The 15,247-nt window shown below is 42.6% G+C and carries 16 protein-coding genes; 5 read left to right on the top strand and 11 right to left on the bottom strand.

Annotated elements, in window-relative coordinates:
* Nucleotides 1–111: 111 nt before the first annotated feature.
* Complete coding sequence (locus tag V7K85_RS17015) at nt 112–966, bottom strand: PD-(D/E)XK nuclease family protein (RefSeq protein ID WP_334814798.1); 855 nt, start codon at nt 964–966, stop codon at nt 112–114.
* A 146-nt stretch (nt 967–1,112) separates the two neighbouring features.
* Between V7K85_RS17015 and V7K85_RS17010 the strand changes: the two genes are divergently transcribed.
* The 3 genes from V7K85_RS17010 to V7K85_RS17000 all read left to right on the top strand — a co-directional run bounded on the left by V7K85_RS17010 (nt 1,113) and on the right by V7K85_RS17000 (nt 3,141).
* On the top strand, nt 1,113–2,537 hold the full coding sequence (locus V7K85_RS17010; protein WP_334814797.1) for a phosphoglucomutase/phosphomannomutase family protein: 1,425 nt from the start codon (nt 1,113–1,115) through the stop codon (nt 2,535–2,537).
* A gap of 72 nt (nt 2,538–2,609) precedes the next feature.
* Complete coding sequence (locus V7K85_RS17005) at nt 2,610–2,885, top strand: LapA family protein (protein WP_273768803.1); 276 nt, start codon at nt 2,610–2,612, stop codon at nt 2,883–2,885.
* 13 nt (nt 2,886–2,898) lie between these two features.
* Nucleotides 2,899–3,141: a DUF433 domain-containing protein gene (locus V7K85_RS17000; RefSeq protein WP_334814796.1), complete on the top strand. Its 243-nt coding sequence runs from the start codon at nt 2,899–2,901 to the stop codon at nt 3,139–3,141.
* A gap of 524 nt (nt 3,142–3,665) precedes the next feature.
* Here the strand turns inward: V7K85_RS17000 and V7K85_RS16995 are convergent.
* From V7K85_RS16995 to V7K85_RS16980, 4 genes are all read right to left on the bottom strand, one after another.
* Nucleotides 3,666–3,944: a type II toxin-antitoxin system RelE/ParE family toxin gene (locus V7K85_RS16995; RefSeq protein ID WP_334814795.1), complete on the bottom strand. Its 279-nt coding sequence runs from the start codon at nt 3,942–3,944 to the stop codon at nt 3,666–3,668.
* The gene (locus V7K85_RS16990) at nt 3,934–4,176 is read right to left on the bottom strand and encodes a CopG family ribbon-helix-helix protein (protein ID WP_334814794.1); all 243 of its coding nucleotides are present in this window, start codon (nt 4,174–4,176) and stop codon (nt 3,934–3,936) included. The genes V7K85_RS16995 and V7K85_RS16990 overlap by 11 nt, the downstream gene beginning before the upstream one ends.
* A 181-nt stretch (nt 4,177–4,357) precedes the next feature.
* Nucleotides 4,358–4,762, bottom strand: a complete 405-nt coding sequence (locus tag V7K85_RS16985) for a hypothetical protein (protein ID WP_334814793.1) — start codon at nt 4,760–4,762, stop codon at nt 4,358–4,360.
* 2 nt (nt 4,763–4,764) lie between these two features.
* Complete coding sequence (locus V7K85_RS16980; protein WP_334814792.1) at nt 4,765–5,736, bottom strand: hypothetical protein; 972 nt, start codon at nt 5,734–5,736, stop codon at nt 4,765–4,767.
* A 321-nt stretch (nt 5,737–6,057) separates the two neighbouring features.
* Between V7K85_RS16980 and V7K85_RS16975 the strand changes: the two genes are divergently transcribed.
* Nucleotides 6,058–6,279 carry a hypothetical protein gene (locus tag V7K85_RS16975; protein ID WP_334814791.1) on the top strand — a complete coding sequence of 74 codons (222 nt, stop codon included), beginning with the start codon at nt 6,058–6,060 and terminating at the stop codon, nt 6,277–6,279.
* Between the two features lie 11 nt (nt 6,280–6,290).
* Here V7K85_RS16975 and V7K85_RS16970 read toward each other — a convergent pair whose 3' ends face one another.
* The 3 genes from V7K85_RS16970 to V7K85_RS16960 form a co-directional block, all read right to left on the bottom strand.
* A complete protein-coding gene (locus V7K85_RS16970; RefSeq protein ID WP_334814800.1) occupies nt 6,291–6,986 on the bottom strand; it encodes a hypothetical protein in 696 nt (231 codons plus the stop codon).
* Nucleotides 6,987–7,116: 130 nt separating this feature from the next.
* Complete coding sequence (locus V7K85_RS16965) at nt 7,117–7,266, bottom strand: hypothetical protein (protein ID WP_334814801.1); 150 nt, start codon at nt 7,264–7,266, stop codon at nt 7,117–7,119.
* A 501-nt stretch (nt 7,267–7,767) separates the two neighbouring features.
* Nucleotides 7,768–9,345: an NAD(P)H-quinone oxidoreductase subunit 4 gene (locus V7K85_RS16960; protein WP_334814790.1), complete on the bottom strand. Its 1,578-nt coding sequence runs from the start codon at nt 9,343–9,345 to the stop codon at nt 7,768–7,770.
* 474 nt (nt 9,346–9,819) lie between these two features.
* Between V7K85_RS16960 and V7K85_RS16955 the strand changes: the two genes are divergently transcribed.
* Nucleotides 9,820–11,271: a PstS family phosphate ABC transporter substrate-binding protein gene (locus V7K85_RS16955; protein ID WP_334814789.1), complete on the top strand. Its 1,452-nt coding sequence runs from the start codon at nt 9,820–9,822 to the stop codon at nt 11,269–11,271.
* 130 nt (nt 11,272–11,401) lie between these two features.
* On the opposite strand, the gene V7K85_RS16950 is transcribed toward V7K85_RS16955, so the two are convergent.
* The 3 genes from V7K85_RS16950 to V7K85_RS16940 form a co-directional block, all read right to left on the bottom strand.
* Nucleotides 11,402–13,507, bottom strand: a complete 2,106-nt coding sequence (locus V7K85_RS16950) for an NAD(P)H-quinone oxidoreductase subunit 5 (protein WP_334814788.1) — start codon at nt 13,505–13,507, stop codon at nt 11,402–11,404.
* Nucleotides 13,508–13,706: 199 nt separating this feature from the next.
* Nucleotides 13,707–14,093 carry a thioredoxin family protein gene (locus tag V7K85_RS16945; protein ID WP_334814787.1) on the bottom strand — a complete coding sequence of 129 codons (387 nt, stop codon included), beginning with the start codon at nt 14,091–14,093 and terminating at the stop codon, nt 13,707–13,709.
* Nucleotides 14,094–14,509: 416 nt separating this feature from the next.
* Complete coding sequence (locus tag V7K85_RS16940) at nt 14,510–15,232, bottom strand: NnrU family protein (protein ID WP_334814786.1); 723 nt, start codon at nt 15,230–15,232, stop codon at nt 14,510–14,512.
* Nucleotides 15,233–15,247: the final 15 nt, after the last annotated feature.

The following is a 15,247-nucleotide window of genomic DNA, read 5'->3' as shown; positions in this document are numbered from 1 at the left end:
AGCTAAGAACATCGGGAGCCGTGTACACGGAAACGGGTACGCACGGATCTAACTCAGAGGTGCGGGGAATAATATCCCCCATCGACTCAACCAGATAAAGAGGTAAACCAACTAGCTATTAACTCTTAAACTGGGCAGTGGATATGATTGATGCTGCTTAAAATCGGCAAAGTCACAGATTGAGTTAAATGGGCAAAAGCGGCAGTGAGAGCCAGGATTGGGAGGAAAAATTTTACTGAAATTACTAGTTTCTTCCTGATATTTTTGTAAATCATGCTGGTGCTTATGGGCAACATTAGCTAACTCAAATTTTAAGGATTCTAATTCATTATTATTAATACTAATTAAATCAGACTTTTTACATATTTCTAAATTATAAAATGATGCAACAGCTTGCCGTTCCGGGTAAAGATAACGAGCAGCTAGCAAATAAACTAACGCCTGTCGTCGGTCAAAAGCGGACTTACCAGTTTTGAAATCTAAAATATGTAAAGTGCTATCAGGCTCAATGAAAACGCAGTCCATAGCCGCATATAAGCGAAAGCAATAATCTTCTTGTTCAACTACTATCGGTTTAGGAAAGCCTTCATCACCCGGAGTTAATTGGATAATATCTTTATCCAAAAGCAACGGAGCATCATGATATTTTTTCAAAATTTGCAGCACGCGTTGCTGAACTTGAGCGCTTGAGTTGCCTAATTTAAGTAGCTGTGCAACTCTTTCTACACCATCTGATTGCTTCAACAGATGCCTGTGATGATGAAACTCATAAACGCCTTTTTGGGCGAGTATCCCAATCCGCTGGGGTGCGGTGGCTTGCGCTAAAAGCGCTTTGACTTGTGGTTCGTGTTGCCGCGCTTTGATAAACCCCCGTCTCATCTGGCAATGCCAGCGTTCTTGCCCGGTCGCTGGGGCAACTAGAGACCAAAGGTGATAACTGGCAAAAGGTCGATCGGGGGTTGACATTGCTCAGAAACAGTGAGAGAAAATACGGTGGGGAGAAGTTTCAGCTAAGGCTTCCTTAGAAAAGAACTTCGGGGAATACTTGCTGCTATAGACGCTTTGCGAGAAGCTTTAATAGTACTGATAATGTACGGGAGCAAGTGGCAAAAATGTCCAGTAAGATAAAATTTGGCACCGATGGATGGCGAGGGATTATTGCCGATGACTTTACTTTTCCCAATGTGCGGAAAGTAACAAGGGCAATAGCCACTTACTTAGAAACAGCCTACACACAAGACAGACCAGTACTTATTGCCTACGATACTCGCTTTTTAGCTGACCAGTTTGCCCAAACAGCGGCCCAAGTTCTGGCAGACTTGGGTTGGACTGTGAAAATTACTGATCGGGATTGTCCCACACCAGTAATTGCCTACAACGCCCGTCACCTAAATTCCGCTGGGGCGTTGATGTTTACTGCTAGCCATAATCCAGCACCCTACTGTGGAATTAAATATATACCCGATTATGCTGGGCCTGCCACTCCAGAGATTACTGATACTATTGTGGCAAATATAGAAAGTGCATCGGATGAATTGCCTGGGAGCAGTCCATCAGGTTCAATTTCAATTTTCGATCCGAAACCAGATTACCTGCAATTTATCTACACCCTACTTGATGTAGAAAGAATTAAAAGCGCTAATTTAAAGGTAAAGTACGATGCTTTGTATTCTACCTCTCGCGGCTATTTAGATGAAGTTTTGCAACATAGTGGCGTTCAGTTAGAAAGTTTCCACGATTGGAGGGATGTGTTATTTGGGGGTGGAATGCCAGAACCCAAAGGAGAACAATTAGTTGAGTTAGTGGAAGCAGTACTCCGCGATCAAGCTGATTTGGGCTTGGCGACGGATGGAGATAGCGATCGCTTTGGCATCGTCGATGAACAAGGAACCGTCCTTACTCCTAATACTGTGTTGCTACTCCTAGCACGTCATTTAATCAAAAACAAAGGTAAAACCGGCGCTATAGTCCGCACCGTAGCTACAACCCACCTGCTGGATAATTTCGCTGCTAAAAATGGGCTGCAAATTTACGAAACAGCAGTTGGTTTTAAATACATCGGCGAAAAAATGCGGGAAACTGCCGTGTTAATCGGTGGAGAGGAATCAGGTGGTTTGAGTATTATCGGGCATATTCCCGAAAAAGACGGGGTATTAGCCGATATGCTGGTGGCAGAAGCGATCGCCTATGAAGGCAAACCTTTGAGCCAACTTGTCAAAGAAGCGATCGCCGAAGCCGATGGCCCACTTTACAACAACCGCCTAGACTTGCATCTCACAGAGGCGCACAAAACCGCCGTCATCGACTCCTTTACTAAAAATCCACCTACAGAGGTAGCAGGAATTAAGGTCAAGGAAGTGGGGCGCAAGGATGGTATTAAGCTGTATTTAGAAGAAGGTAGCTGGGTTTTACTGCGTCCTTCCGGTACAGAACCACTGGTGCGCGTCTACCTAGAAACCAACACTCCCGAAAAACTCACCCAAATCGCCCAAGAGTTAGAGAGTGTCATTGCTAAACTAGAGGCAGTAGTAGTTTAATCAGTTAGAGTTAGGAGTTAGGAGTTATAAGTTAAGAATTATTAACTCCTAACTCCTAACTTTTATCAAAGTATGAAAATCGCTCCTTTTTTGACATCTTTAGTTGTAGCGGTTTGGGTAATAGCGATCGCAATTATTTCAGTCCAAAATGCCACACCCGTATCGTTAAAATTCTTAACATTTCAATCGATTCAGATACCAATGGGTTTAGTGCTAGCTTTTAGTGCCGGTGTAGGGTTAATTGGCATGGCGCTGCTGCAACCTCTTTGGGGCCTTGCTAGTTTTGGACAGCGTAATTCTCGATTGGAAGACGATGCCGAATTTTTTGTTGATGATGAAGATTTTTGAGGACTGAATAGCTGTGCGGTATCAAAAGATTATTACAATCGAACCAGGAAAACGAGGAGGTAAGCCTTGTATTCGAGGAATGCGAATTACTGTATACGATGTTTTATCTTATCTTGCCTCTGGCATGACCTACGAGGAAGTGCTTGATGACTTTCCTTATTTGACACAAGAGGATGTTTTGGCTTGCCTAAGCTATGGGGCTGATCGAAAACGGCAAATGCTGACAATGCAAACGTCAAGCAATTTTGGATTTTAGATTTTAGATTTTAGATTGAAAAGAGCAATCAAGTCAGGCGATGCACTGAGCTGCTTGCCCTGAGTTTAGCCTGAGCGGCGTCGTAAAGCCTGCGGCATAGCTACGCTTAGGGCGAAGCCCAAGGTAGAGAAGGGAGCCGAAGTGGGCAAGTCAATTAATGCAAGGATTTTGGATTAAAGAATTATTCCACCTAGCTTGCTTCTAGCGGAGCGGGTATAAGTTCGCTTGCTCTCAGACCTTTTTAAATTTTGGATTTTGAATCTTCTTTTCCATTCAGGACTTACGCAAAATTATGAAAAAACGTAGACGCGGAGCGGCTTGCCGCAGGCTACCGCAAAGGACGCATTCGCGTAGCGTCTCGTAGAGAAGGACACAAAGGAATGGAGTTTTAAAGGGTTCTTGCGTAAGTCCTACCATTATCCAAAATTTAAAATTTAAAATTCGGTGAACCGTTAGAAGAGACATTACGGCGAGTATTGCCAGAGGAACTTGAGCGAATCGGAAAATGAGGTGAGGGGCGATCGCTAATCTGGATAGCGCTTTGATGTGTGGAAAACTCGAAGAATTTCTACTGACTCTTCTTTGACTCGGTAAATAACAATGTATGGCGTGCTAGAAATTACTAGCTCCCTTGTACCTTCTATACGTCCAGTTCGCCCCATAAAAGGATAATTCTCAAGTTGACTGGTAGCAAGTTGAATCCTCAATATCACTTCCGGCGCTGCTTGTGGATTCTCTTTCAGGATGTAGCTATCGGCCTGTTCCAAATTACGAAGCGCACGACGTAGCCACTTAATCTGCATTCGTGAGTCTTGCAAAAGTCGCCTTTACTTCCTGATCACTCGCAAAGTCTCCAGCATCTGCCTCTATAATCCCCTTTTGAATTTCCTCAATTTGCCACTGATACATCTCTAGATAAGCGGCTACCGCCTGATTAAGTACGTAGCTACGATCGCGGTTTATTCCGGCTGCGATCGCATCAAGTGCAGCTTTCTGATCGCTATCTATCCGAAACGTAATATTTTCTTTGCTCATCGTCTTCTAGAAGTTGTATTGCAATATAATATATTGCATTATGTTGCATTGCAACATAATAATAGTGGCGATCGCTATTTTCTCAGAGCGCCTCAAGGTGGAAGGCTTACCTACATAAAAAAAGCCTGCGTTGGCAAGCTTTTTTGAAAGGTTTTTGGAGAGGGATCTCATTGTTATAAAATCAAAATGTCCATTCGTGATCTGGATCATCTAGGGCGGCGCGAACAGAAGCTAAGTTAGCTAGGTCTTTGAATGGACTGGATTTAGCTATTTCTGTAATTGAGTTTAAGGTAAGGGCTATTTGGTCATTATTGCCGGATGCGATCGCATTATCAACGACAGCAAACAAAGTGCGAAAGTTTTCTGCACGTTCATCAAACGAGCGATCTAGATACGCCATCAGCAACTCTCGCTGGGCGTTAATCTTGGTAATTGTTTCTTTTTCCCAAGCCTCAATTTCTCGCCGCTTTGTCTGTTCTTGTTCGGCAATTATTTTATATTCACTATAGGCTGAAACCATTTGCTGTAAGCATTCAGCAGGATTGATAAATTCCTTGACTACTGTGGTAACTTTTTTGGACGACATTCCTAATTACCTCCCCAAGTACGATACTTGGCTTGTAGAGTCGCAGTAATAGGATTCAACTGCCCTTCACCATCTAAAACAGGAGTTTTCATGATTTCTGCAAGTGCTTTAACAAAAAGTGCTACTTTTTGAAACTTATTAGCATCCCTGTTTTTGTTGAATGATGGTAAAGATTCAAGTTCTTGAAGACCTAAAATAGTGCATTCATTCAGATATTCAAATAGACCCCCTAACTCAGTAATCCTCTGTCTTACTTGTTGCATAAAGTCTCTTGCTGCTTCAATTTTAACGATCGCAGTATTGACTTCAGCGTTATACTCCCATGCCTTTGTCAATGCTTTTTCGCCTTCACCAGCAAGCACAAAGCCTCCAATAAGGACAGCCGGGCCAACAGTGATACCACCTAACACAAGAGAACCAAGAGCCATGCCTCCGCCACCGGCAGCTAATGATCCACCGCCCAGCCATGCTAGAGTTGCATTCCACGCTGCTGCACCGCTAAGTCCTCCGATAAGTGTCCCAGTACTGGCTACTCCTACAGAGGTGGCAAGACTCATTGCACCACCGTATCCTGCGGCGGCTGCCCCAATCGCCTTAGTGCCACCTTTGAAAAACTGTTCAGCTTCTACTGCGGCAGCTTTGTACTCCTTAATCTGCTGAACTGAAATTCCTTCCAGCCCTTCTAAAAAGTCCTTCTCGCTTTGTTTTGCTTTACCAATATTTCGTTCGATAAAGTCAACAAAGCGCCCAATTGTACTCATCATCACATGAAGCTGAAGTTGACCATACTCTTCTGCAAGCTCGTTAGTCACCTCCCAGTCTCCTTTTAATTCACTGACTGCATATAAGTGACAGTTTTCGGCACGTTCACCAATTTCTTTTGCCTCATTCATATTACCAACACCTTCAGCACCTTTTAATCCTCCGAAAGCAGCGGTTCCTAAAGCAATAGCACCTAAGATAAGTGGAATCATGAAATCCTCCTGATTGTAATTAGTATTTGGTTATTACTTGTCTACGGGTTAAATATCAAAAAAAGGCATCCCCTTATACTTATCTTTCCCGCAGATACCAACTAATTAACATTCAGAAGGTATAAATTTGAGACTGCGATGAATGCAGCTGTCAATCCTTTTCGTCTTGAGTGCGATCGCTCATCACTGTAAATTGATTTGATCTGAGAAAACCTAGCAATTTATATATGTTTTAGCAACTACTTTACTTGTGCGTAAACGCTTTTTAGCAGCTTGCCGCAGGGATCGCAACTGTTAGGATAAAGGGCAGGAGGGTTTATTATGTCTAGTACTGACCAAGAGATATACAGCCAAGTTGTTTGTAACTTGTCACCGAGTGAGCGGTTACGCTTGGCAAACCTTATTCTTAATGAGCTAATCCAGCAAAACTTGTTTGTCATCGACCAAAGTGATATTTGGATTGAGCAAGATCAGCTTGATTTAGCATCCTTCGCCTTGCAGTACGCAACTTCAATTTTTTCTGAAAGCTGCGAATTGGTATAAGTTTGGCAGTTTTAGGTTAGTTGGAACTTTAGGTAATCAATGAAGTCCAGAATTTCTATATCAGTGAGTTCTAGGCGCGATCGCTTGCCATATTTCTGCTGCAAATACTCCCTTCCCTGCTCTGGAGTCCAATTTAATTGGGCTAAATATGTATCACTTTGAGCTATTAAAACTGCATGAATTTCTGATGCTGTTGTATAAGGAGATACTTTTATGGTATCTGGATTTAAATTTTGAATTCTATTAATTTTTAAACTGACTTTTTGCCCTAGAGTTTCCCAGTTAATTTCCCTGTATCCATCCCAACTAACACCTATAAAGCGATAAGTGACTGGATCATAAATACTACAAAAAACTACATTACTATTTCCTGGGCTAACGGCGATCGTCAGTGGATGACGCAATTGTTCCGAAGTCAGGACATCAAGCGAAAGCAACAAACTTTTAGAAAAGTAAGATTCACTTCCTGAGCGGATAACGTAAGGTTTATCTGCCAAAATCTGTAAATCAGTTTTTTCTGTATCTCCATATGAAGTTTCCACTTTTTTATTAACTTCTATCCCTGTTATCACCCCAGTCAAGGCTGTCTCATAAATTGGGATTTGTCTTGTATTGTCGGATAGCATATACCAGCAATGATCGGATTCTTTGCTGACAAAAACATATTGAGGTTTTGGGGCTGCTCCAAATCCTAACTTCACTTCCATATTTTTGATGAAGGTTTTGGTAAATTTTACGATTTTTACCGTCAAGTTATTACATGACTTTATAGATAGAATTCCCTAACCAGCAAGCAAATTAACATTAAGGCAGCAAAAATTACAAAATTTGGTAAATCTATAACAAAGTTTCTGGCTCAACACCTAGCGCTTTCAACCTTTCCGCTAACATTTTCACTTGTTGTAGTTGATTATCCACAGGGGTATCATCGGAGTCGGGTAGTTCTTCGGAAGATGGCAAACAATGTAGGGGATTGTAGTTTAACATGAGCGGTTTTGCCAAATCTTATTTTAGATAGATTGTGGGTAATCTATTGATGTGCGATCGCATAACAAAAATCAAAAACTATTTTTAGCATAGGCGTAGCCCGTCGTAGACATCGCTTTGTGTCTATCTTGTCAGTGTTTAAGTAATTTTAAGTATATAATATCTTAATTTAATACGTATTTTTTCGGTGCTGACTACCAGAGTGTCTAACTGACAATAGCAAAAAAGGGTGGAATATTGTTGAACTAGAACATTCCAGAAGTCGCAGACTATTCAATTTCATGGTGAATTGGCTATTGATGATGTGTTTGGAGGATAAATTAATATTGTCTACAAAGGTAAAGAAACCTTCTTGGCATTAGAAAAAAATAAAAGGATTTTGAAGATTTAAACTAGAAAATTGATTAAGCGATCGCCTCCAAGCAATGTACATCAAAAAAGGGCAGGTACAAAACCCGCCCTCAAAGCAGTAAATATTTAAACTAAACTAGCGATCGCAACTTAATTAGCGATTTGGGGCGCACTCAAAGAAACCTTTAGTGTTTCGTCTTTTTGCTGTGCTAATGTCGGCACGGAATCACGCAATCTTGCCGTCAATTGTACAGTTGTGGCGTCATACATTTGAGTCAGCAACTTCGGATAAAAACCAATACCAATAATTGGTATCAACAAACAAGCAATAATAAATACTTCGCGGGGTTCAGCATCTATCAAAGCTTGGTGAGAAACTAATTCCTTATTCTCTTCTCCGTAGAAAATTTCCCGCAACATTGACAGCAGATAAATCGGAGTTAAAATTACTCCCACTGCCATCAAAAACACAACAATGACTTTGAAAGTAGAGCTATAAGCATCGCTAGTAGCAAAGCCGACAAACACCATTAATTCTGCCACAAAACCGCTCATCCCTGGCAATGCTAAAGAAGCCATTGAACAGGTGGTGAACATGGCGAAAATCTTCGGCATTCTCTTAGCGACACCGCCCATTTCATCCAACATCAGGGTGTGTGTGCGATCATAAGTTGCGCCAACGAGGAAGAACAAACTCGCCCCAATTAACCCGTGGGAAACCATTTGCAAGACTGCCCCACTTAAACCCAAATCGGTGAAGGAGGCGATACCAATCATCACAAAGCCCATGTGGGAAATTGAGGAGTAGGCAATTTTTCGCTTCAGGTTGCGCTGGGCAAAGGATGTCAGGGCAGCGTAGATGATATTAACTACCCCCAAAACTACAAATACTGGCGCAAAGAAAGCGTGGGCATCGGGGAGCATTTGGGCATTCATCCGAATTAAGGCGTAACCGCCCATTTTCAGGAGAATCCCTGCCAATAACATGTGTACAGGGGCTGTAGCTTCCCCGTGGGCATCAGGTAGCCAGGTGTGCAAGGGAATAATCGGCAACTTGACGGCGTAGGCAATCAGGAAGCCAGCATAGAGGGCAAGTTGAAAATTCAGGGCGAAGTCTTTTAAGGCGAGCGATCGCATGTCGAACGTCACCGTATCGCCGTAAAATCCCATTGTCAGGGCAGACAGCAAAATAAACAGCGACCCGCCAGCAGTGTATAAAATGAATTTTGTCGCTGCGTATTGTCGTCTTTTGCCTCCCCAAATCGACAGCAGAAAGTATATCGGCACCAGTTCGAGTTCCCACACCAGGAAAAATAACAGCATATCCTGGACGGCGAACACGGCAATCTGACCGCCATACATCGCCAAAATCAAGAAGTAAAATAGCTTGGGCTTGAAGGTAATAGGCCAAGCTGCTAAAATCGCCAGCGTGGTAATGAATCCAGTCAAAATAATTAGGGGCATGGATAAGCCATCTGCCCCTACTGACCAATTCAAATCTAGTTGGGGTACCCAGGGGTAACTCTCCACCAACTGCAAACCTGGATTGGAGAAATCATACTGAGTATAAAAAGCATAAACAATTAGTGCAAAATCTATCAGCCCTACGATCAGGGAGTACCAGCGCACTGTTTTGCCTTCTTTATCAGGGATGATCGGAAGAAGTAGCGACGCCGCTATCGGAAACAGAATAATCGTCGTCAGCCACGGAAAATTAGCTGTATTCATCACAATTCGTCTGCTATCAAAATCATGTTTGGCAAAAAGTCACTAGTTATTAACTAACAGCTTTTTGGGGAATTCGTCTTCCTCGTTAGGTTGATTTAATTAAATTGGCAATCTCCCATTTTTTCTCTTGAGAATCTTTTTTGACAGTTGGGGGTGCGGAATGTGGGTTGAGATACTCCCAGTCAAGTCAAAAATTTACCCTCAAAAAGCCACTAAAATTATAGTTTAGGGGTGCGATCGCCTAGCCTCCCGGATTGCTCAAAATACACGATGGTGTTTGGATTGATGAACAAGAGCCATTTGAAGCTAAAATTTTTTTATCATCACACGAGATATCGCGACTATTCACCACGGGACTGAAAACGTCACGAGATCGCGCCCTGTTTGGCAGCCTTTACACTGGTACACGCATAGCTGAGGCTTTTCAATAAGATTATCACTTTCGTTAGCAAAATCAAGTAAATTCAGGTGATTATGTTGAATTTTATAGGTAAAGTTGTTAATCAAAAAAATCTACCTATTAAAGATGCTAAGGTTTCATTAGAAGGTCTAGGAATTCCACTTGTAAACCACACTGATGGAGAAGGAGTTTTTAGATTTGCAATTAATATCATTAGTGGGAATAATATTAACGTAAACATTAGGGTAGAAGCTGAAGGATATAAACCATATAACCGTTTTAGTGAGTTGTCTATTGATAATAAAAATCTTGAAGAAATTCGACTCATTAAGAATGACATAGATAACCCTATCCAACCACCAGTAGCCATCAATGTTGCTACAATAGGAGCAATAGCCACAGTTGCAGCAGCATTGATAGCTGGTGTGGCAATGTTCTTGTCTAACTCTAAAGTAAAACCACCAACACCGCCCCCAACTCCACAACCCTCAACAGTATCTATTAATTCTTCACCAGTAAAAATTAAACCTAATCCTGAACCAAGTTCCCTTACTTCTACTAAAAGAAAATCAGGCTTTGCTGAAGTTGATGTACGTCTCTTAGAAGGTAAAAAAGTTAAGTTTGCTGGCAGTACTGTTTTAGCAGTATTGCTTTGTAGCCCAAATAGTTCTGGTGACACAGGGATTCATCATCAGATTAAGTTGGCTCATCCAAACTTACAACTAGAATATATTTTACCTGATAATGGTAAACCACCTAATTCTGGCGAGGGCATTAAAATGTTGATCAACGATCAGGTGGATTTTGTTATATCTTCGCGAACCCCTACACCAAGAGAAGAAGGCCAAATCAGGAGCAAGAATTCTGAGTTAGAGAAAATTAAAGTAGCTAAGTATCCAATAGCAATTGTTGTTAATTCTAATGTTGATATTAGCAGTAATAGAGGTTTGACTTTAGAGCAGTTAAGACGTATATTCGCCGGTAATATAAGATGGTGGAATGATGTGGGTGGATCTGATCAAGTTATCACTCCTTACGTGCATATAGCTGAAAAAGGTGCACTTTTCACTTTTCTGAGGAATGTGATGGTGGAACGCAATGATCAAGTGGGTAATAACACACTTTATGTTAGTAGTACTACTGAAGGGCTACAAAAAGTTGCAAAAAATCCTGGTGGGATCTATCGCGTTCCGGCTCCACTATCTTTTAATCAACTTCCACAAAGTCTTCAAACAATACCCATTGTAAATAAAAATAATGAAACTGCTTTACCCTATAAAGAAGATCCAAACTTTAAATTTAAGCCATTAAATAATTGTAAAGACTTAAACAATAATAACTTATTAAACACTGAGAATATTACATCTGCACCTATAAATACCAAATATCCAGAAGAGCTTATAGAACCAATGTATGTGATTTTTAAAAATACAAATCTTTCAGGAAGATCCTATGCTGAGTTGCTACTGACTGCTCAAGGGCAAAAAATGCTAGAGCATATTGGATTTCTGGGCATTCCCCAATAGCATGGGTATCTGGTGGATATCTTTTTTTTAACGATGCGATCGCCTAGCCTGCCCCATCTCTAAAAATACACGATTCATCTTTAGACTCTTAAAAAACTTAGGGGCGGACAGTCGCCCACCCCGATTAAAATCAGGTAACACCAAAGACAATCACTAAGCCCAAAACAGCCCCAAACACAATCAAGGCGTAGAATTGAGCGCGACCGTTTTCTAGGTACTTCAGACCTTCACCACTAACAAGGGTGAAAAAGCCTGTGAGGTTAACAGCACCATCAACAACACGGAAGTCAACTTCCATAACTTGTCTAGCTACGCGACGCAAGCCGAGGACAAAAACCCGGTGGTAAATGTCATCAAAATACCACTTGTTGAGGGATAACTCGTAAAGTGGTTGGATTTTAGCAGCGATCGCAGCTGGGTCAATTTTATGGCGCAAATACATCAGTGAAGCCAGAGTAATCGCAATCAAAGAAATTCCGACTGAGGCACCTGCCATGATGTAGAATTCCGTCGGATTAAACTCGGAAGCCTTTTCTAGAACTTCGGTGAGAGTTTCGCTAGGAGGAAAGATAAACTCTTCAAAATAATTGGCGTAGGGAGTTCCCACCAAACCAATCAAAATTGAAGGTACAGCCAACAGTGCCAACGGCAGCGTCATCGTCCACGGCGATTCGTGGGGGGAGTCGCTGTGATGCCCGTGGGAGTCATGGGAGTCATGATGCTCACCAGTTGTTGCCGCCAATTCTCCTTTCTTCATCGCCCCAGGCCCAAAATTCGGGGCTAGTTCTTCTGACTCTAATTCCAGGACAATTGTCGCCGCAGCTTTTTTAAGTTTTTCCTTGATTTTCTCATCAGTACCCCGGAATTTGCCTTCAAATGTCGAGAAATACATTCTAAACATATAGAAAGCCGTAATTCCGGCAGTTAGCCAGCCGATAAACCAGAGAAGTGGGTTAGCCTCAAAAGCTTTCCCTAAAATTTCATCTTTTGACCAAAAACCAGCAAAGGGTGGAATACCAGAAATTGCCAAGCAACCAATCAAAAAGGTAGTTGCTGTGACAGGCATATACTTTCGCAGTCCGCCCATCAAGCGCATATCTTGCGCTAAGGCGGGGTCGTGTCCAACGACACCTTCCATACCATGAATTACTGAACCTGAACCCAAGAATAGCATCGCCTTGAAATAGGCGTGGGTCATTAGGTGGAATAATCCAGCACTGTAGGAACCTATTCCCATTGCCATCACCATGTAACCGAGTTGGGAAATGGTGGAGTAAGCCAAGCCTTTTTTGATGTCGTTTTGGGTAATCGCAATGCTTGCTCCCAAAAACGCCGTAAACGCCCCAGTAAAGGCAATGACGTTCATTGCGGCAGGGACGTGTTCAAATACTGGGTACATCCGGGCAATTAGGAAAACACCCGCCGCCACCATCGTTGCTGCGTGAATCAAGGCAGAAATAGGGGTGGGGCCTTCCATTGCATCTGGTAGCCAGACATGGAGGGGGAATTGAGCTGATTTCGCCACTGGCCCTAAGAAAACTAAAATCGCAAACAGGACAGCGAGAAAATTGCTGATCGAACCTGATTCGACGAGTTGGGCGAGGTGATCGCCCATGATATTAAAATCAAAGCTGCCTGTTGCCCAGAATAGCCCCAAAATGCCGAGTAATAGACCAAAGTCGCCCACGCGGTTGGTCACAAACGCTTTTTGAGCGGCATCTGCTGCTGACTTGCGATCGAACCAAAAACCGACCAGCAAGTAGGAACACATCCCGACCAGTTCCCAGAATATATAAATCTGTACCAGGTTGGGGCTGACCACCAGACCTAACATTGAGGAGCCAAACAAACTGAGATAGGCGTAAAACCTCACGTAACCGGGATCGTGAGCCATGTAGCCATCGGTGTAAACCATGACTAAGCAGGCTACCGTTGTCACAATCACCAGCATTAGGGCTGTCAGGTGGTCAATAGTGTAGCCCATGTTCAGGTGAAAATTACCTGCTGCCGCCCACTCCAAGGTGCGGATATAAGGCGCGTGTCCTTGAATTTGACTCCATAGCAAGGCAAACGACAGCCCCATAGCTGCTGCCATTAGGGAGATAATCACCACAGCGTTAAGCTGCCGTAGGCGGTTTGTCACCTGATTCAACGAGATTAACCCTAGACCGACCAGCATTGCCCCAAAAAGAGGTAACACCGGAATCAGCCAGGCATACTGATAGATTACTTCCATCACTGACGCCTACTTTTAGAATTCTTGATTAGCGTGTCGGAACTGTTAATAATTGTGACACACACCCTTTAGGATAAAATAACCCACCCAAGGGTGATTGGGTGGGGTGTTAAGCATGGTTTTAGATTTGCCGAGCATAGCCCTGAGTGGTGAGTGCCCAGTCGTGAGTTTAATTATTACTCACGACTTGGCAGTCTCTTCAGGCTGACCGACACTCTAAATCCACTATTTTTGAACTCTTGTAGATTTTCGGGCAATTGCTATAGCTGGCTTTAATCTCTTCTAAAGCTAGACGTAAATCTTCTCTGCCGCGAAAGCTTTCCAAGCGATGGCGAACATTGCCATTTTCAATCAATAGTAAAGTTGGCAGTGATTTTAGCCTATAAGTAGTAGACAATTTAAAATTTTGATCGGCGTTAACCCCAACCAATTTAATTTCTTCCCCACATTGGGCTTGAAATTGCAACAACAGTGGGTGGATAACCCGACACAAGCCACACCAAGGTGCTTCAAAATTAACTAAAACAGGAATAGGAGATTCTAAAACTTCTTGAGTAAATGTCTGCTCACTAACCGACAACACCATGACGCCTCTTGGATTATAGGGTTTTTATATTAAACTAGCTATCCGCACTGAAGTGAAGGATTGGCAAGCCAGTAACTGCCGTATAAATGCTTTCAGGACACAAATCTCAGGACACAGAATAATTAAGCAAAAATTGAGCGCGTTGATGTGTCTCTGACAAAAAAGCCAGCGCGACTTTCACGGTGGCTTTTTTGGATCTTAAACTCCTGATTGCCGTCTCCACCTGGGAATTTGACTGAATCTGCCACTCCCTCCCAAGGAAATACAACGGGCCTTCAACTACCAATATAAAATCTCAAGCTGACTGAACGCACCCCCACTGATAGATGTTTGAATTTATCCTACATTGATTTGGGGGCAATTGATAAGCTGAAATTTTCATCTATTTGGGATTTTCTGCTGACACTGGGGATCGCCTAAATTTCCCATCTTATCCTACTAGTTGCTTCTTGCAACAGAGGGTGCGACCACCAAAGCAAAGCTATAAAAATGGCAACTCCCAAATAGGCAGGACGGATAAATTCCTGCCATTTGAGAGATTGACGTCCGTCAATAATTGCTTTAAAGGGAATAATTGAAGTCCGCTGTTTGGCAATTTCAAAAGCTTCCCCATAGCGATGCACGAGACGGCGATCCCCGTGCCAAACCCCAAATAAGTGATGCAACACCAATCCAATGGAAGTCACAAGGGTAAAAGTAGTACCCAGCCACAGAGTATGGGCAACACACCAAATTATTTGTCCCACCATCTGAGGATGACGGGTAATCCGAATAATTCCTGTTTCGTAAAGATGAACTTGGGGCTTTTGAATGGCAGCAATTTCTAGTAGATTGAAGGTAGCAGGATATAAAAACAAAAACGAGATCGCTGACAGCACCCAAACAAATTCTCGCACTCCTAGCACCCCTTGTATCTGCCAAAGTTGCAAACCATCATAGCGGTGCCCAAAAAAGTAAATAATTAATATTACAGCCAACGGGAGGCTGACTAATGCAAAGAGAATGCGATAAAGCCTTGGGGCAAGATATTTTTCTGCCCAAGGGCGTAAAGCAGCACCTCCACTGTGAGCGATCACAAAAGCTAATTCTAACCCCAGTATGACAAAATGACTGGGGGTCAACCAAGGAGTCAGGATCATATACACGGATGAAGT

The organism is Nostoc sp. (genome assembly GCF_036917615.1).
Classification (GTDB): Bacteria; Cyanobacteriota; Cyanobacteriia; order Cyanobacteriales; family Nostocaceae; genus Nostoc.
This window is presented reverse-complemented; position numbering and strand designations above follow the sequence as displayed.

Coding starts and splice junctions, on each gene's coding strand:
- V7K85_RS17015 (WP_334814798.1), bottom strand. CDS start 966: ATGTCAACCCCCGATCGACCTTTTGCCAGTTATCACCTTTGGTCTCTA.
- V7K85_RS17010 (WP_334814797.1), top strand. CDS start 1,113: ATGTCCAGTAAGATAAAATTTGGCACCGATGGATGGCGAGGGATTATT.
- V7K85_RS17005 (WP_273768803.1), top strand. CDS start 2,610: ATGAAAATCGCTCCTTTTTTGACATCTTTAGTTGTAGCGGTTTGGGTA.
- V7K85_RS16995 (WP_334814795.1), bottom strand. CDS start 3,944: ATGCAGATTAAGTGGCTACGTCGTGCGCTTCGTAATTTGGAACAGGCC.
- V7K85_RS16990 (WP_334814794.1), bottom strand. CDS start 4,176: ATGAGCAAAGAAAATATTACGTTTCGGATAGATAGCGATCAGAAAGCT.
- V7K85_RS16985 (WP_334814793.1), bottom strand. CDS start 4,762: ATGTCGTCCAAAAAAGTTACCACAGTAGTCAAGGAATTTATCAATCCT.
- V7K85_RS16980 (WP_334814792.1), bottom strand. CDS start 5,736: ATGATTCCACTTATCTTAGGTGCTATTGCTTTAGGAACCGCTGCTTTC.
- V7K85_RS16975 (WP_334814791.1), top strand. CDS start 6,058: ATGTCTAGTACTGACCAAGAGATATACAGCCAAGTTGTTTGTAACTTG.
- V7K85_RS16970 (WP_334814800.1), bottom strand. CDS start 6,986: ATGGAAGTGAAGTTAGGATTTGGAGCAGCCCCAAAACCTCAATATGTT.
- V7K85_RS16965 (WP_334814801.1), bottom strand. CDS start 7,266: ATGTTAAACTACAATCCCCTACATTGTTTGCCATCTTCCGAAGAACTA.
- V7K85_RS16960 (WP_334814790.1), bottom strand. CDS start 9,345: ATGAATACAGCTAATTTTCCGTGGCTGACGACGATTATTCTGTTTCCG.
- V7K85_RS16955 (WP_334814789.1), top strand. CDS start 9,820: ATGTTGAATTTTATAGGTAAAGTTGTTAATCAAAAAAATCTACCTATT.
- V7K85_RS16950 (WP_334814788.1), bottom strand. CDS start 13,507: ATGGAAGTAATCTATCAGTATGCCTGGCTGATTCCGGTGTTACCTCTT.
- V7K85_RS16945 (WP_334814787.1), bottom strand. CDS start 14,093: ATGGTGTTGTCGGTTAGTGAGCAGACATTTACTCAAGAAGTTTTAGAA.
- V7K85_RS16940 (WP_334814786.1), bottom strand. CDS start 15,232: ATGATCCTGACTCCTTGGTTGACCCCCAGTCATTTTGTCATACTGGGG.